Source organism: Kaistella carnis, from assembly GCF_003860585.1.
GTDB classification, from domain to species: domain Bacteria; phylum Bacteroidota; class Bacteroidia; order Flavobacteriales; family Weeksellaceae; genus Kaistella; species Kaistella carnis.
Genome location: NZ_CP034159.1, coordinates 722,495 through 747,711, shown reverse-complemented (window position 1 = coordinate 747,711; position 25,217 = coordinate 722,495). Strand labels below are relative to the sequence as shown.

Genomic DNA, 25,217 nt, shown 5'->3' with positions numbered 1-25,217 from the left:
ACATATCAAATTTTACAGTTTATTATAGAATAATCAACAATAATAAAAAGAGAGTTATAATTGAATAATTTTAACTATAACAAATCCAAGAGCTTTCTCAAACCCAAATCTCCATAGACCTAATTGCAGCGACATCCTTTTGCAGAACGAAGTGCTGCAAAAGATACAGCGGAAAGCAGGTTCTCGGCTCCTAAAAATCTGAAGAAAATCTCTGCAGATCCACACCATCCAAAGCGAAAATATTTTGTAAATTTGCCCTACTTTTAATTAAATCATAAAAAGATAAATATGAGTCAATTCGATGTTACCGTAATCGGTTCCGGTCCTGGTGGTTATGTTGCTGCAATTCGTTGCGCACAGTTGGGTTTCAAAACTGCAATTATTGAGAAATATTCCGTTCTGGGTGGAACTTGCCTGAACGTGGGTTGTATTCCGAGTAAAGCGCTTTTGGACAGTTCTGAACATTTTCATAACGCCGCGCACAATTTTGCAGATCACGGAATTATCATCAATGAGCCAAAAGCAGATTTGGCCAGAATGATCGCGCGTAAAAGTGAAGTGGTAGACCAAACGACCAAAGGAATCCAGTTCTTGATGGATAAAAACAAGATCACTGTTTTCGAAGGTGTTGGAAGTTTTGAATCGGCGACTCAAATCAAAGTGACGAAAAACGATGGTTCTACAGAAACCATTGATTCTAAATATACGATTATTGCGACGGGTTCTAAACCAACTGCGCTTCCTTTTATTACTTTGGATAAGGAAAGAATTATTACTTCTACGGAGGCTTTGGAACTGAAAGAAATTCCGAAACACCTGATCGTTATCGGTGGTGGAGTTATCGGTTTGGAATTGGGTTCTGTCTACAAAAGATTAGGTTCTGAAGTAACGGTGGTAGAATTTATGGATAAGATTATTCCTACCATGGACGGTGCTCTGTCGAAAGAATTGAACAAAGTTTTGCGTAAACAAGGAATGAAATTCAACCTTTCTACGGGCGTTCAGTCTGTTGAAAGAAACGGTGATACGGTAAAAGTTACCGCGAAAGATAAAAAAGGCGAAGAAGTAGTTTTCGAAGGAGATTACGTTTTGGTTGCTGTGGGCAGAAGTCCATACACGAAAGGACTTGGACTGGAAAAAGCCGGAGTTGATCTTGACGAAAGAGGAAGAGTGAAAACGAACGAGCATTTACAAACTAATGTTTCGAATATTTACGCCATCGGTGATGTTGTAGCAGGAGCAATGTTGGCTCACAAAGCGTCTGAGGAAGGAACTATGGTTGCGGAATTGATCGCAGGACAAAAACCTCATATCAATTATAATTTGATTCCGGGCGTTGTTTATACGTGGCCGGAAGTTGCTGCTGTTGGTAAAACCGAAGAGCAATTGAAAGCAGAAGGTGTTGCCATTAAAATTGGTAATTTCCCGATGCGTGCTTTGGGAAGAAGCCGTGCTTCCGGTGATGTTGATGGTTTCATCAAAGTAATCGCTGACGAAAAAACAGATGAAATTTTAGGCGTTCACATGATCGGAGCAAGAGCGGCAGATTTAATCGCAGAAGCGGTTGTAGCAATGGAATACAGAGCAAGTGCTGAAGATATTTCGAGAATGTCTCACGCGCACCCGACGTATGCTGAAGCAATGAAAGAAGCGGCTTTGGATGCGACTGGAAAGAGAGCGTTACATTTTTAAGAACCAAGTAAAAAGTGGAAAGAGCCAAGGTTTGATTTTGAAGAGCCAAGGTAAAAGTAAAAAGAGCCAAGGAGAGATTTACGGATTGATCGGCGGTTCGGTTTATTATCATATTAAAAGAGAAGTTTCTGCTTCTCTTTTTTTGTTTGAAAGTCTGAAGCAATAATGAAATTTTGGCCTAGTCAGAATCCGAAGGATTCAACAAAAATAGCCGTTGGTGAAACCGACGGATTAAAAATATTTATGTAATTAAAACATTGTAACCCGAAGGATTCAACAAAATAACCGTTGGTGGAACCGACGCATTAAAAAAAAATATGTATGTCCGTAACTCCACATAATTTCGTATATTTGTTTGATAATTAAATCATTGAGATGAATATTTTTAGTTTTGGCGTAGAGTTTAGCAGTGAAGAGGATTGTATATCTCATTTTAAAGCAGAACGTGACAAAATTGGCGTTTCCTGCAAGTGCGGAAAAACTGATTTTTTTTGGATTAAAAGCAGATTAAGTTACGAGTGTAAATCTTGTAGAAAGCGAACTACATTACGAAGTGGAACCATCATGGAAAATTCCAATTTGTCCTTTCTAGTTTGGTATAAAGCGATGTTTTTGATGAGTGCAACAAAAAAGGGATTTTCTGCTAAAGAAATGCAAAGGCAATTAGGTTTGAAGCGCTATGAGCCAGTTTGGGCTATGATGCACAAATTGAGAAAAGCGATGGGAAAACGAGATGAAAGATACACTTTAGAGGGCATGATTGAAATGGATGAAGGGTATTTTACAGTTGAATCTAGAGAACTGGAACAAGAGAAAGGGATTCGTGGAAGAGGAGCAGTTGGAAAGCAAAATGTTGCAGTGATGGCGGAATCTACGCCATTAGAAAATATAGAAACAGGAGAGACATCGAAATCTTGTAGATATTTTAAAGCAATAGTATTAGAAGATCATACAGCAGAGGGAATTAATGAGACTATTAAAGAATCTTTGGCAGAATCCAGCATAGTTTTTACAGATCAAAGCACGTCATATGTTGATATATCACAACTTGTAGAAATTCATATTTCAGAAAAATCTTCGAAAGAAACTACAAAAGATACTTTGCGTTGGGTTCACATATTTATCAGTAATGCGAAAAGGAATTTATTAGGAAATTACCACAAAATAAAACGCAAAAACCTTCAACTTTATCTAAATGAGTTTGTTTATAAGTTAAATCGGAGATATTTTGAAGATAAACTGTTCGATAGACTTGTGATAGCAAGCATCACAGGAGTATGATTAAAAACGGATATACATAAAAAAAAATTATAAAAGTAAAATATCATAATCCGAAGCATTCAATTATAATCGATTGAAAATCGCGGAACATCAATCATCAGAAAAAAGATTCGAACATTCTCGGCAAAAGAATTTTTAATATGAAAATCCGCTTTGATAAAGATTTTTAGCGAAGGTTAAAACGTTTTTTCAGTAATTCTCGATTATTGTACTCATTTGCAGTTATTCGTTAAAATGACGTGATAGTCGATGTTTTTGGCATCATAATAGCCTGGTTTTTTGTAACAATCTTTAAAATGTAAAAAAATGAAAACAATCTCTACTATCGGCGTATTATTTTTAAGCCTGAGCACTTTTGCGCAAGAAGCTGGAAAGGCAGGCGAGCTTTTAAGAAATGATGCGAAATCAACAGAAATGCAAACTCCAAGAAATAATACTTCTGCAAAAACCAATGACAAAGTCTTGGATAATTCAAAGTACAGAAACCCAATGAAAACTACTAGTTCGCAACCAATCTCAAATAATGATTACCGGTGGAATTATAACTACGGAAATTCGGAAGTCTTTTTAAGAATTCCTCAAAATGGAAATTATACGGTAGAAGTTGGCGATCAGATGATGAGTAACTCTACGGGAAAATTCCGATTTTTCGATGTTCAGTTTGGCACTGTTCCGATCGCAATTTATGAAAACAATTTTTTGATTTACAGAACGAATCTCCGGTTGCAAACCTACACACGATTGGTGCTGGATTTCTTTCCAAACAAAGGATTGTATCTGCTCGGAAATTATCCGGTGGAGAATTATCTATACGGAATTACGGAATGGGACGACATTTGGAACAATCCTTATGGCAACCAAAATGGGTATTGGAACGGAAATTCGGGGTATTCTGGAAATGTTATGAATAATCAGGGTTTTAGCAGTTTTATATCTTCGGTAAAAAGAAGTGGAAGTTTTGATAAAGATAAAATGTCGGTGATAAAGATGACTGCACGAAATGCAAATTTTACTTCGCAGCAAAGTTACAGTTTATTAAAAACGATGGATTTTGATGATAATAAACTGGAGGTTGCAAAATTACTTTATACAAAATGTGTAGACCGCCAGAATTTCTATTTGGTTTTCGAGGCTTTTGATTTTAGCGCGTCAAAAATGAAACTGACTGATTTTATTTCAAAATACAGATAGACCTTTTCGTTATAAAACAAAAAAAAGAGAAGTTTCGGCTTCTCTTTTTTACTTTATTATTGACCATTCAATTTATTTCTGGTCGCAATAGAAACTTCATAAATTCTCTTTCTGATTTGCTGAATTTTTCCGACCGGCTGCAAGTTCTCGGCATTCTCAAACGGATTAAAATTTAAATTCTCGATGGCTGGATCTTCAGAATTAACAAAGGAAGCTTTTGGAATCGTAATTTTCCCTAAACAATATTTAGGTGCGTTTTTCCAGTCTCTCATCAGATCATTTACGGGTTGGTCTTTCAGATCTTCACAAAGTTCAACTAATAATTCGTAGGTAGATTCCTGCGAAGAGAGAAACCAATGAATGGAATTTTTCTGAGGTTCCCCTTTACCAATATTTGGATTAATGTTTATGGGCTTCAAACTGAGTTTCATTATGTAATCCCCAATCCGGAAACATCCGATTCCGGCGTATGGAAAAGAAAAGAAAAAATCATTTCTATGAGATAAAAAATTCAGAATCTTTTTCGTGACGTCTACTGAAAACATGGAACTTACGAGAGAAAACCCGTTTTTCACTAAATGGGGTAAATCTAAAGCAGAAACTACAAAGTTGTCATTTTTGGTGACTAAAAAAGTGTTCACTGAAGTAAAAAACTTTAAAAATACGGAGGGTGAATTCGTAGGAAATAAAGGAAAGTTCACTAATGGAAAATTTGCGTCCTGACCCTTAACATTCTTAATTTTTAAAGAAAAACCATACAGCGGATTTTCTCTTCCTTTTTTATTGATAACTAAATTCCCATTTGAAAATCTTGCGAGAATATCATACTGTTTCCGGTCAAAAATTTCGGTTAAAAAATCCGGTAAATTTTCTGTTATTTCTAGAAATCCTTTTACCGTTGCATAAGTTTTGGCGTGTGCATCGCGCGTGGCGTGATTTACCTCACTGATTTCTGCAGAACTTCTAATGAACTTTTCAACAGAAATAAGAGATTTTGCTAAGTCTCGATTTTCCTGGTCTGAAAGCTCATCGAATTTAGAGGAATATTTTATAAGTGAATTCATATTTTTTCTTTAAGCTCAGCAACAACCATTCCTTAAAATTCGCAAGAAAATACCTTATCTTTGCACCTTACAAATATTCACTATTATTTTATCTTTCATTATGGAACTCGGAAAAACCCAAACTTTAAAAATTGCAGAAAAAAATTATTCAGGATTATTTCTGGAAGATGAAGAAGGTACAAGATGTTTTCTACCGAAAATTTTCGCGTCTGAAGATTCAGAAGTTGGGGATGAAATGGAAGTTTTTGTTTATCAGGATGACGACAAATTAAAAGCAACGACCGAAAAAGCCAACGCTGAAGTGGGAGAGTTTGCCGTGATGACTTGTGTACAAAGTTTGCCCGCAGGTGCTTTTATGGACTGGGGAATTATCAAAGATTTATTCGTTCCGTACAAACAGCAGCGCGCAAAAATTGAAGAAGGTCGACGTTATTTAGTTCACGTTTATATCGATGATGTTTTAGGATTAATTACCGGAACTACGAGATATAAGAAAAATCCACATTATGAAAATCTACCTTTTCAAACAGGGGAAAAAGTAAACTTGATCATCGCCGGCCAAAGTGAACTGGGTTGGAATGTCATCATTAATAAAAAATATGTCGGATTGATTTATACTTCAGATGTGTACAAGAGATTGTTCCCTTTATCCGAGGAAATCGGGTATATCAAAAGCATTCGTGAAGACGGTAAAATCGATGTTTCTCTACAGCCAGAAGGGTATGAAAACATTGATGAATTTCAGAAAGTAATCTTAGATAAATTAGAATTGAATTACGGTTTAATCTATCTTTCTGATAAATCGACACCTGAAGAAATTAAGGACGAATTGCAAATGAGCAAGAAAAATTTCAAAAAAGCCATTGGTGGTTTATACCGAGATAAGAAAATCGAAATTTTAGAAGATAAAATTCGGTTGATTACGGAAGGTGAAAAAGTTTAATATTAGATCATTATTAAAATATAAAAGAGCAGAAATTTCTGCTCTTTTTTTGGTTATTATCATAATCTTTTTTTATTATTCAATACCTAACATCCATTATCATAAATCTAAATCATTCTTTTCTCACCAGCAAAATCCAGTCGTCTTCGAGTAACTTATACCCGATATCATAAACAAAACGATATTCCGCGCCATTTTTATAAACTTTTAAACTCGTAAAATATTCAAAATCGAAACCTTCGGAAATTAATTTATTTCGAGTGGTTTTGGCTTTTCCCTCGATAAATTTTTGTTCAGAAAGAACACGGTGATTTTTGCGCATCTTATTATTAATGTTGCGCATCAGATTCGAGGAGTCTTTGTTGTGCTTATTGTTATAGGCATTTCTGCAGCCATCATTACAGAATTTTTTATCGCTTCTGCCGATAATTTTTTCGCCACATTCGAGACAGTTTTCCATAATAAATATTTGATAATCAAATATATAAAAAATATCCATTTGTAAACGGATATTTTTAAAACTTAAAAGTGACGTTTCATTATTAAATAGCTGATGAAACTTTAATCATAACTTTTACACTTTTCATAATAAAAAGAAAAACCCTTCAGAAAATCTGAAAGGTCAATCTACAAAGGTAAAAGTTTACATTTTTTCGGGAATCATTTCTTCTTCCTCCGCTTCGAAAAGATAGCGTTCTTTTGTGTCATCCAGCTCGTCCATCCAATCGGTGTGGTGTGGTTTTGCCATGGTTCCGGTGACCACGCTTCGGAAGGTTTTATCACGGTAGGTTAGAATATCGTCTTCCTTATCCTGAAGCCATTCTTTAAACATTCGTGCCACTTCATCCAGATTAAAATGTGGATAATCAGACATTGAAAGTAAATCTTTAATATAATCCGTCTGGAAATCTACATTTTCGTGGCTTGTCTGTAACTGGTCGTTTCTTTCCAGCCATTTGTCCATATCAATTCTTCGTTCTGCCGGCGAGGGTAATTGTAAACGGTCCATCATAAAATCACGGGCCACCCAAGCTTGCGTATCAAACATATTAAACGTGTAATATTGATCTTGCATACCTAAATAGATAAGCTGTGGCAGGTCATTAAAAAATATTCCTTTGTAAAGATTATCGGGATAGAGATTGTTTTTTGTTTTTAAGCGCAACTCATCAGGCAGAAAAGGGAACTTGTGTTTGTAACCGGTACACATGATCACTGCATCATATTGTTCCGTTGTTCCATCTTTAAAGTAGGCTTTATCACCTTCAAAATGGGTAACCAAGGGAAGTTCCTTAATTCCGTCTGGCCATTCAATGCCAATAGGATTGCTTCGGTAACTCAAGGTTACAGATTTAGCGCCGTGTTTATAACATTGAACGCCGATATCTTCTGCGGAATAACTGCTTCCGATTAATAAGATATTGAGATCTTTGAACTGATCGGCTCCTCTAAAATCATGTGCATGAATCACTGTTCCAGGGAAATTTTCGATTCCTTTAAAGTAGGGCATGTTTGGTGTGGAGAAATGTCCGGAAGCCACGACAAGAAAATCGAATTCCTCGGAATACGTTTTGTCTATTTTAAGATCATCCAGAATGACCGTGAATTTTTGAGTGTCCTCATCAAAACTTACCCAACGTGCAGTCGTATTAAAACGGATATATTCCCGTGCATTACTTTTCTTAATTCTTCCCTGAATATAATCGAATAAAACCGGTCGCGGCGGATAAGAAGAGATGGGTTTTTTAAAATGCTCGTCAAAAGAATAGTCCGAAAATTCCAGACATTCTTTTGGACCGTTGGACCAAAGATATTTGTACATACTGCCATGAAGTGGTTCACCATATTTTCCAACTCCTGTTCTCCAGGTATAGTTCCACATTCCGCCCCAATTGTCTTGTTTTTCAAAGCAGATAATTTCCGGCATCGCATAGCCTTGATTTTGAAGTGCTTCAAATGCACGTATTTGTGCAAGACCGCTGGGACCAGCACCTATAATACCAATACGTTTGTTTTTCATAACATTTTTATTACTCATATAAAAAAATTTTAAAAATTAAGAAAGGATTTATTTTCCTCTAAAATAAACTCCTTAAGATGGTTGCTAATAAAAAAAAGTCTGCGAATGGCAGAAAAGTGTTTAATACTTTGATTTGAATAAAGCTGATTATTTCAGTTTATAAAACATCAAATAGTATTTTGATTATTAGTGTATGTGGATAATATACGAAATATTTTTCTTAATTCCAAATCTGAGTAAAGTAACAGGATAAGATAGAGTTTATATGAATGTAAAAATGATGGTCGTTACATGAGAAATAATTTAAATAAAAAAGAGATAATGAACATGTCCTTATCTCTCTATTTATTTTGATTAATTTTCGGATTTACTTTTCCAGCGGGTTTCCCGCCACTCTTGCTGCTCTTCTTTTGAGAGAAAAGTCCAGGCGATAATACGCGTAGATTTATTGCCGGTTCCCATGGCAATGGTTTTTACATTCTTCACTTCTAAGTTTCCGAGGGTTTTATAAATACCTTTCAGATTGGATTTCTTTGAAACTAAAGTGGAGAACCAATAACAGTTTTTACTGAATTTCTCGCTTTCTAAAATCATTTGGTGAATGAAATCCGATTCTCCGCCCTCACAAATTAATTCACTGCTGATCCCTGCAAAGTTCAGTTCAGGCGTTTCAACTTTTTTACCAGACAAATTTCTCACTTTACGCTTTGTTCCTTTCTCCGCTTCTTCTGTTGACGAGTGAAAAGGAGGATTGCAAACCGTTAGATCTATTTTTTGATCTTCACTGATAATTCCGGAAAAGTAGGAAGTCGGATCTTCCTGTAGTTTGCAAACCACTTTGTTTTGAAGTTGTTCATTATCATTCACAATTTTTTCTGCAGATTCAATCGATTTTGGATCAATATCTGAGGCAATAAAATCCCAGCCATATTCGGAAACACCAATGATAGGGTAGATGCAGTTTGCGCCCACACCAATATCAAGACACGTAATTTTGTCCCCATCTGGGATAATACCAAAATTACTTTGGGATAATAAATCCCCCATATAATGTAAATAATCAGCTCTTCCGGGAATTGGTGGAACTAAATTATCTTCCGGGAAATCCCAGTTTTTGATTCCGTAATAATGATGAAGAAGCGCTTTGTTAAGTAATTTTACAGCGACTGGATTTGAAAAATCAACGGAATCATCTCCATATTTATTAGGTTTAATATGATCTGCTAAGAGTGGTTCAGCGATTACCAATGCTTTTAAATCATACCGTTCCCGGTTCTTATTCCGAATATGAAGTCTTACTTTTTCCTGCGTATTTTTTTCTGTTGACATTATTTTTAATTTCTAATTTGCAAAATTAAGCTTTTAGAATGACGAATTCCTTATGACCGGCTCCTAAATCGTGATTTTGCTGTTATACTGATATTTTATTAATGAGATAATATAATAAAGTAAGTGTGTTCAGTATTATGGATCTTTTTTAATTTCAAAAAAAACCTTTTCTAAAATTAATTAGAAAAGGTCACTGTTATCTCTGGATTTATCTTTAAATAGTTTCTTTCAAATCAATTGAATTTTTATATAAATTCTAAAAACTTTATTAGTTTCTGAAATATTGACCGATTCCGGCCGCATCAAAGGTGAAAGCAGTTTCATTCTCAGATTTATCCAGTTTCTTATTAATGGTTAAGGCCCACAGAATTAATTCTTTACAGAAGTTTTGATCCTCAACACTTAAATGGGCAGTATATTCTTCAATTAAGTCATTTAAAGGAGTAATGGTATTGAGCTTTGAATAAAACTGCTCGTCGGTATCACTATAGTTTAACTCCACCGATTTTTTACTGAACCATTTTATAATATCCGTATAAGCAGTTTTAATTCCTTCTTTTTCCAACTTAGAGATGCGTGGAAAAATCATTTCAAACTGCACCATTACGGCTTTGTCAATCAATAACTTGGAGACATGATCAGCACCTTCCTGTTCCCCTTCATAAACCAATTCTATTTTCCCGGTGATGGATGGAATAATTGACATAAAATCAACCAAACGAACACTTGTACTTTTAGAATTTGTTTCGATCAACCTTAGTTTCGCTGCAGCCACAAGGTTTTCCATTGCGCTAATTGTTAATCTGGCACTCACTCCACTTTTTGCGTCTACGTATTCGCTGTCACGCGCTGCGAATGCAACTTCTTCCAATAAATCTTTTGCTAAACTTGGAATCTTAATCCGTTTTTTATCGTCACTGGAGATCTTCGCTTCCTGTTCCGTAATTTGTTTTGCAAGTGCAATTGTTCTTGGATAATGCGTAAAAATCTGAGAACCAATTCTATCCTTCAAAGGCGTTACGATGCTTCCTCTGTTCGTATAGTCTTCTGGGTTTGCGGTAAATACAAACTGAATATCCAAAGGCATTCTCAGCTGAAAACCCCGAATTTGAATGTCACCTTCCTGTAAAATATTAAATAAGGAAACCTGAATTCTTGCCTGTAAATCCGGAAGTTCATTCAATACAAAAATGCATCGGTTCGCTCGCGGGATCATTCCATAATGTAAAACGCGTTCATCGGAATAGGGGAGTTTTAGAGTTGCGGCTTTAATAGGATCAATGTCCCCAATTAAATCGGCCACATTTACATCCGGTGTTGCTAGTTTTTCGTAAAAACGATTCGATCGGTGCACCCAGGAGATCATCGTTTCATCGCCTTTTTCCTCGATCAGATCACGAGCATATTTTGAAATAGGGTGAAATGGACTATCGTTAATTTCAGAACCTTTTACAATCGGCATATATTCATCAAGCAAGTTCACCATACTTCTGGCAATTTTCGTCTTGGCTTGTCCACGCAAACCTAAAAGATTGATGTGGTGTCCAGCCAAAATGGCTTTCTTAAGTTGCGGAACTACCGTGTCTTCGTATCCCCAAAGTCCCTCAAAAACGGGCTCTTTAGCTTTAATTTTTGCAATTAAATTTTGTTGTATTTCTTCGTTAATGGTTTTATCCTGGTAACCGGAATCTTTTAATTCCTTAAATGTGATGTCTTTTTTCATAATGTCTTGTTGTACTGTGTCAAAGCTATAATCAACCATGTCAAGTTGAATGATATACTACCTTTTTAATGATTATATTCTTTTAATTCTGTTTTTTTCGTAATCTTCAAAAATCATTTGTCCTAAACCTGAAAGTCCTGTTAAAAAGGCTTTTCCTTGGTTTTGGGCCGTAAAGGCTTCTACAAATTTGCGCAGATAAGGATCTTGTGCAATCATAAAAGTGGTGATTGGAATTTTTAATTTCCGAGCCTGAGCTGCTTTATTGAGGCATTGGGAAACGATCATTTCATCAAGACCATTACTGTTCATATAGAATTCTCCCGTTGGAAGTTGAATACAACTTGGTTTCCCATCGGTGATCATAAAAATCTGTTTGTTCGTATTTCTTTTTCTTCGCAAAATATCCATTGCAAGCTCCAGTCCTGCCACGGTATTGGTGTGATAAGGACCAACTTTCAGGTACGGGAGATCCTTCACTTTTATTGGCCAGGCTTCATTTCCAAAAACAATGATATCAATAGAATCTTTTGGATATTTTCTTCTGATTAATTCCACCAAAGCCATGGCTACTTTTTTTGCCGGTGTAATTCGGTCCTCACCATAAAGGATCATAGAGTGACTGATGTCAATCATCAAGACCGTACTCATCTGCGCTTTATGCTTTGTTTCCTCCACGATCAGGTCATCTTCAGTCAAGCGCAAATCTGAAATTCCATTATTAATCTGAGCATTCTTTAAACTCTCCGTCATATTCACGGTAGACAAATCATCTCCATACTGAAACGAGCGATTTTCACCTTCGCGCTCATCACCTACACCGACTTTCTTTGTGTTGTGATTTCCAATACCGCTCTTTTTAAGCTTTCCGAATATTTGATCCAATGCATATTCGCGCAATGCCGACTCCAGTTTCGCGGTTAAAATATTTTTGCCTTTTCCGGTTCCTTGATTTCCATCTTCCGGGTCGATCTCCTCTTTAATGTAGCCGCGTTTTTTTAGATCTTCTTCAAAATCCTCCAGCGTATATTCTTCATTGAAAATATCATATTCTTTGTCGAGCATATCCAACCATTCAAAAGCTTCTTCGATATCGCCCGAAGTATGGGTGAGCAAATCTTTGAAAATGTCAAAAACCCGTTCAAAATGCGAAACCTCCTCCGGAACGTGCTTCTTAAATGTGAAACCCTTTCCGAAGTTAAAATTTATATCCCTCATGTCATTTGCCATTTCTCCTTTTTAATTATGTTATAAAATACGAAGCATCTTTTTTACAGTTTATACACCATATTTTCTATTGACGTGCTTCCGTATTTGCTTTGCTTACTCATCAAATATAAGTCCAAGTAAGTTTGTTCCCGATAGCAATTATAAATCACTCTTATTCCTGAAATGGTTTTCATTTAGTCCAGAATTTTCCTTATTAAAAGTTGAAAATTTTGGAATTTTGATAAACACTTAAAAAGAAGCTCTACTTTAATGAATTAAAAAAGCACGGCTTAAAAACCGTGCTTTGTCATTATCTAGATCTGTTAGTCTTTATGTCCGTACAACTCATTATACAGATTGATATATCTTTCTTTCACCGCTTTTCTTTTCAGTTTCAGAGTAGGAGTAAGCAGGCCTAATTCGATGGACCACACTTCCGGAGTCAATTCAAATTTCTTGATTTGCTCCCAATGTCCTAATTTGGTATTTAAATAATCGATTTCTTTTTTAATGCGTTCTTTCAATTCCGGACTTTTCGCCAATTCTTCCGGTGTGCTGCCTATTTGCAGATTTTTACGTTCTGCCCAGTTTCTTATAAAATTAAAATCCGGTTGTATTAAAGCACATGGCATTTTTTCACCATCGCCCACCACCATAATTTGCTCGATGAATTTCGAAGCTTTTGCTAAGTTTTCAATAACCTGTGGCGCGATATATTTTCCACCTGAGGTTTTGAACATTTCTTTTTTGCGATCGGTAATATGCAGATAACCTTCTTCATCAATATGACCAATATCTCCAGTTTTAAAGAAACCGTCTGCCGTAAAGGCTTCTTTGGTCATTTCTTCATTTTTGAAATACCCTTTGAATACCGAAGGACCTTTTACCGTAATTTCTCCATCTTCCTGAATTCTCACTTCCAGATTGTCTAAGACATGACCTACGGTACCCACTTTTATTTTGCCAAAACTGTTAACCGAAATTACTGGTGAAGTTTCCGTTAAACCATAACCTTCCAGAATGGGAATTCCCGCATTTTGGAACATTTTGTTCAGTCTTGCCGATAAAGCGGCAGAACCCGATACAAGGGTAATGATGTTTCCACCTAAACCTTCGCGCCATTTTGAAAAAACCAATTTGTCCGCAATGATCTCTTTTAATCCGGAAGGTTTACCCAATTTTTCTTTAGCTTTATTAACTCCCAAAGCCCAAAGGAAAATCTTAGATTTCAATCCTCCCGCACTGGTTCCTTTATCGTAGATCTTATCGTACACTTTTTCAATCAATCTTGGAACAACAGACATGATATGTGGCTGAACCTCCTTGATATTATCGCCCATTTTTTCAATGCTTTCTGCAAAGTAAACTGCATATCCGTTATATTGATAAAGATAAAAAAGCATTCTTTCGAAAATATGACAGATTGGTAAGAAGCTTAAAATTTTAATATCGGTATATTCCAAACCCTTAACTCTGGGAATTCGTGGATTTGAACCTAAAACATTGGAGACGATATTTTGATGCGTCAACATTACACCTTTTGGTCTTCCTGTAGTTCCGGAAGTATAAATTAGCGTCGCTAAATCCTCAGAATTAATAGTTTTAGACAAATCTTCCACTTCATTTTGAGTTGCTTCATCATTTCCCAAATCAATAATTTCCCGCCAGTTTGGCGCTCCTGAGACCTGATCGAAAGAAAATACGCCTTGTAGGGAAGAAACATTTTCTCTAATTTTCATTACTTTATCATAGAGCTCTTTATCAGAAACAAAACAATATTTTACATCTGCATTATTAAAGATAAAATCATAATCTTCTGGAGAAATACTTGGATACATTGGTACCGAAACCGCACCGATCTGAGAAATTCCAAAATCCATCACCGCCCATTCTGTTCTCGTTGCAGTCGTGATAAGGGAAATTTTATCGCCGGGTTTAATTCCCAACTTCAATAACCCTCTTGAAATCTTGTTTCCAAGAGCAATAAAGTCACTTGTTGATGTCTTTTCCCATTTTCCGTCATATTTGGTGACGAACATATCATCTCTCGAATATTGTTCTAACGCATTAAGCGCAAAATCAAAAGTTCTTTTTATTGTCATATCGAAATTCTATTTACTTATATATTATAAATAACCAATATAGTATTGATTAAATGTAAAAATATCATTTTTATTTTAACCTACAAGAAGAATTTTATAGTAATATTTGTTTTAATTTTTTACTTTTTAGAAATATTGTAAATTTACACTCTAACAATTTTTAAACTTTATGAATTTTAATTTATCTGAAGAACAGTTAATGATTCAGCAAGCAGCAAGAGATTTTGCTCAAACTGAACTTTTACCAGGAGTTATAGAGAGGGATAACGCACAGAAGTTTCCACATGAACAGGTAAAGAAAATGGGAGAATTAGGTTTGCTCGGAATGATGGTTGATCCAAAGTATGGTGGTGCCGGAATGGACAGTGTTTCTTACGTTCTTGCCCTAGAAGAAATTGCAAAGGTAGATGCTTCTGCTGCAGTCGTAATGTCAGTCAACAACTCTTTAGTTTGTGCAGGATTGGAGAAATTTTGTAACGAAGAGCAAAAAATGAAATACCTGAGACCCCTGGCAAGTGGCGAGGTGATTGGTGCTTTTGCACTGTCTGAACCTGAAGCAGGATCAGATGCAACTTCCCAGCAAACAACCGCGGTTGATAAAGGAGATCATTATATTTTAAATGGTACAAAAAACTGGATTACCAACGGGGGAAACGCAACCTACTATATCGTAATTGCACAAACTGATCCGGAAAAGAAACATAAAGGAATCAATGCTTTTATTCTTGAAAAAGGATGGCCAGGTTTTGAGATCGGTCCAAAAGAAGACAAATTGGGAATCCGCGGAAGTGATACGCATTCGCTGTTGTTTACCGATGTGAAAGTGCCGAAGGAAAACAGAATTGGCGAAGATGGTTTTGGATTCAACTTCGCGATGGCAGTTTTAAATGGTGGTCGTATCGGAATCGCTTCTCAAGCTTTGGGGATCGCTTCTGGAGCCTATGAATTAGCACTGAAATATGCGAAAACCCGAAAAGCCTTCAAAACTGAAATCATTAATCACCAGGCAATTGCTTTTAAATTAGCAGATATGGCCACTTCAATTATGGCAGCCAGAATGTTGTGTTACAAAGCTGCAGTTGAAAAAGATGAAGGAAAAGATATTTCTGAAATCGGTGCGATGGCAAAATTATACGCCTCACAAGTGGCAATGGATACGACCATTGAGGCCGTTCAGATCCACGGTGGTTACGGTTATGTAAAAGAATATCATGTCGAAAGAATGATGCGTGATGCGAAGATCACTCAAATTTATGAGGGAACTTCGGAGATCCAGAAAATCGTTATTTCAAGAAGTATCGCGAAGAACAGTTAATATTAATAAAAAAACACCATGAAAAAAGTTTGGATCATTGTTATTGCCGTGGCTCTCGTACTGGGAGGTTTCCTGTGGTACAAGTATTTTTTCGTATTTGCAGAAGGAGTTAAATCGGGCTACCTTAATTATGCGAATAAGAAAGGATATATCTTTAAAACCTACGAAGGAAAATTAATTCAGGAAGGTTTTGGCCGCGGGAAAACCGGTGCTTTAACCAGCTACGAATTTGAGTTTTCAGTAGAAAATGAAGCCGTTTTCAAACAGCTGGAAGAAAACAGCGGAAAGCAATTCGATTTGCATTACAAGGAATACAATGGTGCCATCCCATGGCGCGGAAATACCAAATATATTGTTGACAAAGTCGTGAACATGAAATAAAGAGAAAATCCTTTCAGCAATCTGAAAGGATTTCTTATTTTTAAAAAATGAAAGAATATATATTAAAGAAAGAGCGAATTTTTCACTTTTTATCACTCGCCTTAATCGCAGGTTCTCTTTTTCTGGACGATGCCATTCAAAAAATGGTGATTCTGGTGAGCGGAATTTTAGGTCTTTTAATTTTATCAGCCCTTAAAAAACAAAAGATTTTGGTGATCATTTATCTGGTACTATTTTTTGCTGCCGGTATTTTCTACTATTTAATATCAGAAGGCAAGCTACATTTTTAATGCTCGTTTTTTGGGCAGACAATTCCGCCTTCCACTCCCGCTTTTTTTATGGTGATCTTCGCTTCGCTCAGACTACAATAAAAAAGAGCTCCGTTCAAGTCGGGCTGCAGATGGCGTGATCATTAAGTAAAGTTTTTAATTTTAGAAAACAGTTGTCTTTCGCTAATTATTTAAAACAAAACCTTGTCAGGATTCTAAACCCTGACAAGGTTTTCTACTTTTGGGAAATTTTTTATTTAAAAAGCTTTTACCTTAGTTTTTCGGTAAATATTTAGAGTAATCCGGTTCCTCAGGATCGTTCGTATTTTTCTCTTCTACAGTTTGCGCTGGAGCAGCGGTTTCTGTTTTTTGAACAGGATGATTGGTCGGAATTTCTAAAGACTTTGCTTCTTTATTCTTTTTATTTCGTCGTACAAAATAGAAGATTAAACCGATAATAATAAAGACCGGCCAAAAGGGGAGAAGCGCGAGTGAAATGGTTTCTAAAACTTTAAATCCACTTTTAAAAGCATTGGAGGATTTGGCGCCAAAAGATTCGGGATCTTTCCCTGTTTCCGTGCTTTCAAAAGTACTACCCGCTATTTTCTCATTTTGCACCAATGTTACTTCAATTGTGCATAACTGATTAAAATTATAATCCGTGCCTTCGCTTTCCGTGCTTTTTATTTTTACATCGCCAAGTTCAGATGACAGATCACGAACCAGTTGATTAAAATTTTGAAGTGGAACTTTCATCCTAATCTTTTCCCGCTGAATTCCTTCATTTTGGCTAAAATTTTCACTGACCAAATCTGCATTATTTTCTCTGATCTTTTGGTTAAGTAAAGCTTTTGCATCCGACAATTCTGCAACCTGAATTTCCAAAAAAGCAGATTTTATTAAAGGGTTTTCCACTATTTGGGGTGGAATCACCACGGTGTTGTTTGGATTGTTTTTTATTTCAGAATTTTCGGAAGGTGCGGGAAGAGTTGCTTTTTGAGATTGTGTTCTTTTTAAGATTTTATCTGCCGTTTTGCTCAATACCGAAATGGCGTTTTCTCCATTTTGCAATAACTGGCTGGCAGAATCCAGCGTTTTTGCAACGTCGGTTCCTGTTTTTACATGTTTGGTAATTTCGGCAATATCTTTATTTAGGGAATCAATTTTCCAACTGCCGGATTTTAAAGTACTGTCTGTTTTTTTCGTTTGTTTCTCAATTTGAGGAATGAGTACTTTTCTTGCAATGCCGTCCGAATCATTCACCCTTTTTGAAATGGAATCTAACGTTTTTAAACCATCATTGGCTTTTGTGAAAAGGCTGTCTGCTCTTTTAATGGTGTCTTTCGTATCATTAAACTCCTGTTTGCTGCAAGAAGTTAAAGCCAGAAGAAAGAAAACACCTGCAAATATATTTTTCATTATTTTTTCTAAAATTAATTCACACACCATAATCAAATAGTATTCCTTTAGAAACAAAAAAGACCCTTAATGTACATAAGAGTCTTTATATCTGTGTTTTGCAAATCAATTTACAAAGAGTTTACAAATTAATCCTGCCTAAATTCACTAATGAAATGCAGTTTTATATTCGGGAATTTTTCCTGAGTCATTTGAATGGTAAAAGGAGAGTCGGCCAAAAATACCATTTGTCCGTATTTATCTCTTGCCATAAAACGCTGTTTTAAACGTACAAATTCGTTATATTCATCCGATTTCTCATCGGCTTCGATCCAACAAGCTTTGTGAATAGAAAGTGGTTCGTAGGTACATTTCGCACCATATTCATGCTCCAAACGGTATTGAATAACTTCATACTGAAGTGCACCCACCGTCCCGATAATTTTTCGGTTATTCATTTCCAGAGTAAATAACTGCGCCACACCTTCGTCCATCAACTGGTCGATTCCTTTCGCCAGCTGTTTTGCTTTCAGTGGATCATCATTATTAATATATCTGAAATGTTCCGGGGAAAAGTTTGGAATTCCTCTGAAACTCATTTTTTCCCCCGCCGTCAAAGTATCCCCGATTCGGAAATTTCCAGTATCGTGAAGTCCCACGATATCCCCTGGGAAACTTTCGTCAACGACTTCTTTTTTATCGGCGAAGAACGCATTCGGAGAAGAGAACTTCATTTTCTTATTTTCTCTTACCAGAAGGTAATTTTCATTTCTTTTAAAAGTTCCGGAAACAATTTTCACGAAAGCCAAACGGTCACGGTGTTTCGGATCCATATTGGCGTGAATTTTAAAGATAAATCCTGTGAAATCTTTTTCTTCCGGTCTTACCAGTCTCGTATCGCTTTCTTTCGGTTGCGGATTTGGTGCGATTTCAATAAAAGCATCGAGTAATTCGCGAACTCCAAAATTATTTAAGGCCGACCCGAAAAAAACAGGCTGTAAATTTCCCGCCATATAATCATCGCGGTTAAATTCCGGATAAACCTCCTGAATCAATTCCAGTTCTTCACGTAAAGTTGCTGCTGCTTTTGCGCCGATGGCTTCATCAATTTTAGTATCGCTGATATCCTCAAATTTTACAGCACTTCCAACTCGTTGTTTTTTCTCTTCTACAAATAACTGAATATTGTGCTCCCAGATATTGTAGATCCCCTGAAATTCATTTCCCATTCCAATAGGTAAAGAAAGCGGAACTACGGTTAAGCCTAATTTCTGCTCAACTTCATCCAGCAAATCGAAAGCATCTTTTCCTTCACGATCCAGTTTATTGATGAAAACAATCATCGGAATATTTCGCATTCTACAAACCTGAACCAGTTTTTCAGTCTGTTCCTCAACTCCTTTTGCCACGTCTACAACCACGATCACGGAATCAACAGCAGTTAAAGTTCGGTAGGTATCTTCTGCGAAATCTTTGTGACCTGGTGTGTCTAAAATATTGATTTTGTGACCTTTGTATTCAAATGCCAAGACGGAAGTGGCGACGGAAATTCCTCTCTGTCTTTCAATCTCCATGAAATCGGAAGTGGCTCCTTTCTTAATCTTGTTCGATTTTACCGCACCGGCTTCCTGAATTGCCCCTCCAAAAAGCAAGAGCTTTTCTGTAAGCGTAGTTTTTCCGGCATCGGGATGCGCAATAATTCCGAAGGTTTTTCTTTTTCCTATTTCTTTGAGTAGATCTGACATAATTAAATTTGAGACTGCAAAAATCGGTTTTTTTTATCGAAAATGAAAATGTGCGACAATCGGATTTTTGGAATGATTTCGATCCTAAAAAAGTGCCGGCGATGGCGCAAGTTTAATTTATAGATTTATATTTGCGGAAATTTAATTTTTATGGAAGAAACTCCGTACAGAAAAAAATATGTTTTTGATGGCAAAGGCGTCCTCGCTTTATTAGGTGGAATGCTTGCCGGAAGTACAGTAGTTGCGATTTTTAATGTGATCGTGATGTACGTTTTTAAAGTTAATCTGCAATACAATGATATCTTTTTAATCCTTTCAAATGCAGGTTTGTTTTTAGGAGCAATTTTCGCTTTTGATTATTTTATCTGCCGCCCTTCTACAGGAAAAAAATTAAATTTTAATTTCTCCCGTACGAACATGATGACTTATTTCCTGGTATTTCCTTTGATGTTTGGAATGATGCTCATCGCAGAATTTATTACGTCTCAAATTCCGGTTACAGGACCTTTTTTCGGAGAATATTACAATTACTTTAATAAACTGATGGAGCAGATGACGAATGATCCTGCAACCTTGATTCTGCTTGCTGTCGTGATGGCGCCCTTATTTGAGGAAATCGTATTTCGTGGCATCATTATGAAAGGGCTTGTCAATAAAGGAATGAAGCCGGCTGTTGCGATCATTATTTCAGCGGTTGTATTTGGCTTAGTTCATGGGAATCCGTGGCAATTTGTAGGTGCTGTTCTACTTGGATGCGTTCTCGGTTTGGTTTATCATAAAACAAAATCTTTGCTCTTGCCTATACTTCTTCACGCCTTTAATAACCTTTGTTCTTCAATTTTAATTTTTTATAATAAAACGGAAAGTTTTGCGGATACTTTTAAAGTTTCCGAATGGCTCATTTTAGGAATTGGAATCGTTATTTTTACGACGTTCTATATTCTTTTTATGAAGAAGTATCGTGTCCATTATAACGACATTTAATACACCTTGTCCTTTTAAAAAACACTTTTTAAAAATTACTCATTATACCCAATCTCCATGAAAAAAGAAATCCTTATCGCCACTCATAATACTCATAAAAAAGAAGAGTTTCAACAGATTCTGGGAGAAAAATTCCAGGTTACTTCTTTGACGGATTATGATATTCATGATGAAATTGTAGAAGATGGTGAATCTTTTCACGCTAATGCTTTGATCAAAGCCCAATATTGTTTTAATAAAACCGGAAAAGCCAGCTTGGGAGATGATTCAGGCTTAGTCGTGGATGCGTTGGATGGACGTCCCGGAATTTATTCTGCACGTTATGCCGGAGATCACGACTTTGCTAAAAACATGGCGAAAGTTTTAGAGGAATTAAAAGGGGAAGAAAACCGCAAAGCCTATTTCGTCACCGTGATGTGTCTGGTTGACGAAAAGGGAATCAATTATTTCGAAGGAAGGGTTTACGGAAATCTGACCCGGGAAGTGCGTGGTGAAAAAGGATTTGGTTACGACCCGATTTTTATTCCGGACCATCATGAAATTACTTTTGCAGAAATGAAACCTGAAGATAAAAATAAAATTAGCCACCGTAAAAAAGCGATTGAGCAGTTTTTAGAATTTATGGAGAAGTAGGCTTTTAAATAACAAAGGCACAAAGTTTTTATCCTAGTTTAAGTAAAAAATGATCCATTAAGTTCTGATTAAGAAGTTAAGATTTTGAAGATTTCCTTCGGAAACTGTCGGAAGTAAAATTAATGTGATCTTGAATTAGCTTTAAAAATACTGGGAATTAGGTATTAAAAAAGTTGATCAATTAAAAACTTTTATAGTTAAAATCAAAACACTTCGTAGTTCTTATTCTGCTAAATAAATTTAGTTATAATCCACTACGGCCTTTTAAACGAAAAATCGTATTTTTGCACTCAATTATATCAAAAAGAAATGTTAGAAAAGATTGATGAATTATTGGTTGAAGTAGGAAATTTCAGTTCAGCGAATAAAGATGAAATTGAACAGTTCCGTATTAAATACAGCGGAAAGAAAGGAATTTTAAATGATATTTTTTCTAAATTCAAGGAAGTTCCGAACGAACAGAAAAAAGAATACGGACAAAAGATAAACACCTTAAAACAGGCGGTAGAAGCGAAACTTGAAGATTTAAAAAATGCGACAAGTTCTACCATCATTGTCGAAAAAGATGATCTTACCACACCTGGTTTTCCTTCAGAATTGGGCACGAGACATCCCATCAATTTGGTGAAAAATAGAATTATTGAGATCTTTCGTTCCATTGGTTTTGCTGTAGCAGACGGACCGGAAATTGAAGATGACTGGCATAATTTCACGGCCTTAAATCTTCCGGAATACCATCCGGCGAGAGATATGCAGGATACTTTTTTCATTGAAACCAATCCGGATCTTTTACTGAGAACGCATACCTCTTCGGTTCAAATCCGTTATATGGAAGAGAATGAACCGCCGATGAGAATTTTATCTCCGGGTAGAGTTTTTAGAAATGAAGCGATTTCTTCGCGTTCACACTGTATTTTCCATCAGATAGAAGGTTTGTATATTGATAAGAATGTGAGTTTTGCCGATTTAAAACAAACCATTCAGTATTTTACAACGGAACTTTTTGGGAAATCAAAAATCAGATTAAGACCTTCCTACTTTCCCTTCACTGAACCAAGTGCGGAAGTTGATGTGTATTGGGGATTAAACTCTGAAACCGATTACCGAATTACAAAAGGAACCGGTTGGTTAGAAATTATGGGATGTGGAATGGTTGATCCCGCTGTTTTAACCAATGTTAATATCGATGCTGATAAATATTCAGGCTATGCTTTCGGAATGGGAATCGAAAGAATTGTGATGTTGTTGTATCAAATGAGCGACATCCGTATGTTCTTTGAAAATGATAAAAGAATGCTGGAGCAGTTTAAGAGCCTTTAAATAATTAATAATTAAGGGAAATATTCCCTAACCAATTTAAATAAAACAGAAAACTTTCGGATCTTCTCCGAAAGTTTTTTTGTTTACTATCTTTTCAAAGAATTCTACAATTCTTTCTTTTTAAAAACATGTTTGGCCTGATTGTAATCCAGATAATAGGTGAGTTTCAAAGAAATATTGTTCACCATTTTCTCATTAAACAGGGTGGTGAAATTATCTTTAAACTTCATTCTAGAAATTCCCAGATAATCTTCAACTGCGTTTCGATAAAGCAGAGTGAGTTGACTGCCCGGCGCAAACCACCAGGAGTATCTTAAATCCACATTCCATGAATTATAAGTACCATTTAGATTTTCAGTAAAATTATTAGTTGGTGCTAAAGTTCCGTCCTGATTTAAGGTGTAGAAACTTTTATACGTTACATCTGAAAAATAGTGACGGAAAGCCAGCGACAAAGACATCTTATCATTAAAAGTATATTGCGATGTTAAGCTGTTTTCGTAGGTATTTCTCTGTCTTCTCCCAATAAAAATATCATCGCTGTTTTTCCCTGCGAAACCCGTTTCATTATTACTGAACGTCGGATTGATTTGCCAGATGGCTTTAAATTTATCTGAAAAACGATACCTCAGATAGAGGGAAGGATTTATGAGGTTTCGTCCTTTTTCGTCATAAGCATAATAATCTAAGTTGAGATTGTATTGAAATTTTTTCCGATTGTCGCTTTCGGTCCAGATCCAGGTGTTTAAGTAACCCGGCACTTTTAAATATCTAAGATCGGTGCGGGGTTCATAAATATCATTTTCTCCCAAAGGTGTAAATTCAAAACCTCCGCCATAACTTCTAAAGTTTTTTGTCGTAAACTGATTGTTGTGATTAATAATCAGGTTGGTGAATAAATAGGGTTCTAAACGGTGAAGATAATTCACATTAAAGTTCAGGTAAATATTATTAAATTTTTTCGTGGGTTCCAATATTCGGTAGCCATAATATGCATTGTAATTAGCGAAATTGGTCGTCGTAGAAAATCCTAAATCGTTAATATCCCATTCTTTAGTCACGAAAGTTCCGTTTAAACTGTACCTGTTTTTTCCTGAATTTTTCGCGAATCCTGCTTCTCCTTTGGTTCCGAATTTTGTGCCGTTATCCATCACCCAACTTCCTTTAAGACTCCCGGAGTAATTGAAAATATTTTTCTTGTCATTAATATCCCATAGAATTCCGCTCGTATTCGCATCCCGAAAATTACCTTCCCGAATAACATTGGTGTTCACCAAACTAACCGACGAATTCCCGTTGAAACGCTGATCAAGCACCAATACATTATAATTGGACCACGGTTCTACCACTTCATTTCGTATCGCTCCCGTTTGATCATTCACAATCTGAGCCTCCATTTTTTCCGTAATACCATTAAAAAAACCAATGCCCAACCCTTTATTTGTTCTTCCTGATATTTTAAAAGCGTTGAACAATTTAACTTTCGCGGGATAATTCAGAACGCGTTCATCTTCAGAAGTTTCGGGATAACGAGAAGGATTTCCGCCAACTCTTCGGGAATAGAAAAGATTTCCTTTGTTAAAGAGTTCCGTTCCTTCCGTGAAGAAGGATCTTTGCTCTTCATATTGTTGCTCGAATGGTGTAAGATTTAAAACGGAATTATCGAAACTGGTCTGTCCGAAATCGGGAATTAATGTTAAGTCTAAAGTAAACGCATCATTAATCCCATATTTTACATCCATACCACCATTGAAATTTGCGGTCGTTTTGCCATCATAATGATTGAGGTAAGAAGAAACATAAGGTGTAAATGAAAGTCGTAAAGGAGGTTTAATATTTTGAATACCTTCGACAATTCCGTCATACATTAAATAGGTGGCTTTCTTATTATCGACGAAATTCCACGTTAGATTCTGATTTGTTTTTTGAATGATACGCATCAAATTAATTCCCCAAGTCTGCACGTCCTTTTTTGGAAATCTCAATTCGGAGTAGGGGATTTTCACTTCTGCAGTCCAGCCGTTTTCTGTGATTTTTACAGCAGAATACCAAACAGCATTCCAGGAGAAATCATCATCAGCCGTAGACATAATTTTCGCATCTGCCTGAACTCCCGAAGCCTGAATGACAAAGAATAAAGCCTGTTGATGATCATTATAACCATTGATGGTAATTCCAAACAGATCATCGTTTCCCATGTCATCTCTTTCGGTTAACTCTTTTTGAATATTCGCAGGATTAGGATCGAACATGGTAGCGCCGAAGTAGATTCCGGTATCATCATAAACAATTTTTACAGTGGTTTTAAAATCTTCGGATTCTTTCTGCCCGTTCTTAGGATTTCGCTCGATAAAATTCTGGGCGACTGGCGCATTTTGCCAAATTTCTTCATCCAGGATCCCATCAATTTTTGGCGATTGCATGATTTTTTGAATGGTCAGCTTTTTGCGTGAGATGCTGTCTTTTTCCATACTCTGCGAAAAAAAACTGCTAAACGTGGAGAAAAGCAGAAGGGTCGTTAATAAAAGTCTCATTGGTTATTTTAGGATAAGACATCTGGTCTTATACTTTTGTTACATCTTATTCAAATTTTCACAAAAAAAAAACGAACCGAAGTTCGT

At 36.1% G+C, this 25,217-nt stretch carries 20 protein-coding genes; 10 read left to right on the top strand and 10 right to left on the bottom strand.

Features of this window, described 5'->3' with window-relative positions:
- The first annotated feature begins 288 nt into the window (after nucleotides 1–288).
- The 3 genes from lpdA to EIB73_RS03345 all read left to right on the top strand — a co-directional run bounded on the left by lpdA (nucleotide 289) and on the right by EIB73_RS03345 (nucleotide 4,164).
- Nucleotides 289–1,692 carry a dihydrolipoyl dehydrogenase gene (lpdA, locus tag EIB73_RS03355; RefSeq protein WP_125022629.1) on the top strand — a complete coding sequence of 468 codons (1,404 nt, stop codon included), beginning with the start codon at nucleotides 289–291 and terminating at the stop codon, nucleotides 1,690–1,692.
- Between the two features lie 375 nt (nucleotides 1,693–2,067).
- Entirely contained in the window at nucleotides 2,068–2,973 is a 906-nt protein-coding gene (locus tag EIB73_RS03350; protein WP_125021496.1) for an IS1595 family transposase, read from the top strand.
- A gap of 306 nt (nucleotides 2,974–3,279) precedes the next feature.
- A complete protein-coding gene (locus tag EIB73_RS03345) occupies nucleotides 3,280–4,164 on the top strand; it encodes a DUF4476 domain-containing protein (RefSeq protein WP_125022628.1) in 885 nt (294 codons plus the stop codon).
- 56 nt (nucleotides 4,165–4,220) lie between these two features.
- Here the strand turns inward: EIB73_RS03345 and EIB73_RS03340 are convergent, their stop codons facing one another.
- The gene (locus tag EIB73_RS03340) at nucleotides 4,221–5,228 is read right to left on the bottom strand and encodes a catalase family protein (RefSeq protein ID WP_125022626.1); all 1,008 of its coding nucleotides are present in this window, start codon (nucleotides 5,226–5,228) and stop codon (nucleotides 4,221–4,223) included.
- Nucleotides 5,229–5,328: 100 nt separating this feature from the next.
- Between EIB73_RS03340 and EIB73_RS03335 the strand changes: the two genes are divergently transcribed.
- Entirely contained in the window at nucleotides 5,329–6,171 is an 843-nt protein-coding gene (locus EIB73_RS03335; protein ID WP_125022624.1) for a CvfB family protein, read from the top strand.
- A gap of 112 nt (nucleotides 6,172–6,283) precedes the next feature.
- On the opposite strand, the gene EIB73_RS03330 is transcribed toward EIB73_RS03335, so the two are convergent.
- The 6 genes from EIB73_RS03330 to EIB73_RS03305 form a co-directional block, all read right to left on the bottom strand.
- The gene (locus EIB73_RS03330) at nucleotides 6,284–6,631 is read right to left on the bottom strand and encodes a hypothetical protein (RefSeq protein ID WP_125022622.1); all 348 of its coding nucleotides are present in this window, start codon (nucleotides 6,629–6,631) and stop codon (nucleotides 6,284–6,286) included.
- Between the two features lie 183 nt (nucleotides 6,632–6,814).
- A complete protein-coding gene (locus tag EIB73_RS03325) occupies nucleotides 6,815–8,191 on the bottom strand; it encodes a flavin-containing monooxygenase (protein WP_125026054.1) in 1,377 nt (458 codons plus the stop codon).
- Nucleotides 8,192–8,545: 354 nt separating this feature from the next.
- Nucleotides 8,546–9,520, bottom strand: a complete 975-nt coding sequence (rlmF, locus tag EIB73_RS03320) for a 23S rRNA (adenine(1618)-N(6))-methyltransferase RlmF (RefSeq protein ID WP_125022620.1) — start codon at nucleotides 9,518–9,520, stop codon at nucleotides 8,546–8,548.
- A gap of 268 nt (nucleotides 9,521–9,788) precedes the next feature.
- A complete protein-coding gene (locus EIB73_RS03315) occupies nucleotides 9,789–11,243 on the bottom strand; it encodes a sigma 54-interacting transcriptional regulator (RefSeq protein WP_125022618.1) in 1,455 nt (484 codons plus the stop codon).
- 72 nt (nucleotides 11,244–11,315) lie between these two features.
- On the bottom strand, nucleotides 11,316–12,458 hold the full coding sequence (locus EIB73_RS03310; RefSeq protein WP_125026053.1) for a vWA domain-containing protein: 1,143 nt from the start codon (nucleotides 12,456–12,458) through the stop codon (nucleotides 11,316–11,318).
- A 314-nt stretch (nucleotides 12,459–12,772) separates the two neighbouring features.
- Complete coding sequence (locus EIB73_RS03305; protein WP_125022616.1) at nucleotides 12,773–14,551, bottom strand: AMP-dependent synthetase/ligase; 1,779 nt, start codon at nucleotides 14,549–14,551, stop codon at nucleotides 12,773–12,775.
- Nucleotides 14,552–14,720: 169 nt separating this feature from the next.
- On the opposite strand from EIB73_RS03305, the gene EIB73_RS03300 reads away from it, so the two are divergent.
- From EIB73_RS03300 to EIB73_RS03290, 3 genes are read left to right on the top strand one after another with little or no spacing between them, the layout of a single operon-like run.
- Nucleotides 14,721–15,866: an acyl-CoA dehydrogenase gene (locus tag EIB73_RS03300; protein ID WP_125022614.1), complete on the top strand. Its 1,146-nt coding sequence runs from the start codon at nucleotides 14,721–14,723 to the stop codon at nucleotides 15,864–15,866.
- A gap of 18 nt (nucleotides 15,867–15,884) precedes the next feature.
- A complete protein-coding gene (locus tag EIB73_RS03295; protein ID WP_125022612.1) occupies nucleotides 15,885–16,247 on the top strand; it encodes a hypothetical protein in 363 nt (120 codons plus the stop codon).
- 47 nt (nucleotides 16,248–16,294) lie between these two features.
- Nucleotides 16,295–16,537 carry a hypothetical protein gene (locus tag EIB73_RS03290; protein WP_125022610.1) on the top strand — a complete coding sequence of 81 codons (243 nt, stop codon included), beginning with the start codon at nucleotides 16,295–16,297 and terminating at the stop codon, nucleotides 16,535–16,537.
- A gap of 252 nt (nucleotides 16,538–16,789) precedes the next feature.
- Here the strand turns inward: EIB73_RS03290 and EIB73_RS03285 are convergent, their stop codons facing one another.
- Nucleotides 16,790–17,935 carry a DUF4349 domain-containing protein gene (locus EIB73_RS03285; protein WP_164467849.1) on the bottom strand — a complete coding sequence of 382 codons (1,146 nt, stop codon included), beginning with the start codon at nucleotides 17,933–17,935 and terminating at the stop codon, nucleotides 16,790–16,792.
- A gap of 128 nt (nucleotides 17,936–18,063) precedes the next feature.
- Nucleotides 18,064–19,659: a peptide chain release factor 3 gene (locus tag EIB73_RS03280; RefSeq protein ID WP_125022606.1), complete on the bottom strand. Its 1,596-nt coding sequence runs from the start codon at nucleotides 19,657–19,659 to the stop codon at nucleotides 18,064–18,066.
- Between the two features lie 150 nt (nucleotides 19,660–19,809).
- Here EIB73_RS03280 and EIB73_RS03275 point away from each other — a divergent pair, with 150 nt between their 5' ends.
- From EIB73_RS03275 to pheS, 3 genes are all read left to right on the top strand, one after another.
- The gene (locus tag EIB73_RS03275) at nucleotides 19,810–20,643 is read left to right on the top strand and encodes a CPBP family intramembrane glutamic endopeptidase (RefSeq protein ID WP_125022604.1); all 834 of its coding nucleotides are present in this window, start codon (nucleotides 19,810–19,812) and stop codon (nucleotides 20,641–20,643) included.
- A gap of 57 nt (nucleotides 20,644–20,700) precedes the next feature.
- Nucleotides 20,701–21,276 (top strand): RdgB/HAM1 family non-canonical purine NTP pyrophosphatase, encoded by a 576-nt coding sequence (rdgB, locus tag EIB73_RS03270; RefSeq protein ID WP_125022602.1) that lies wholly within the window; start codon nucleotides 20,701–20,703, stop codon nucleotides 21,274–21,276.
- Nucleotides 21,277–21,585: 309 nt separating this feature from the next.
- Nucleotides 21,586–22,596, top strand: coding sequence for a phenylalanine--tRNA ligase subunit alpha (gene pheS, locus EIB73_RS03265; RefSeq protein ID WP_125022600.1), 1,011 nt, complete (start codon nucleotides 21,586–21,588; stop codon nucleotides 22,594–22,596).
- Between the two features lie 104 nt (nucleotides 22,597–22,700).
- Here the strand turns inward: pheS and EIB73_RS03260 are convergent, their stop codons facing one another.
- Nucleotides 22,701–25,130, bottom strand: coding sequence for a DUF5916 domain-containing protein (locus EIB73_RS03260; protein WP_125022598.1), 2,430 nt, complete (start codon nucleotides 25,128–25,130; stop codon nucleotides 22,701–22,703).
- Between the last annotated feature and the right edge of the window lie 87 nt (nucleotides 25,131–25,217).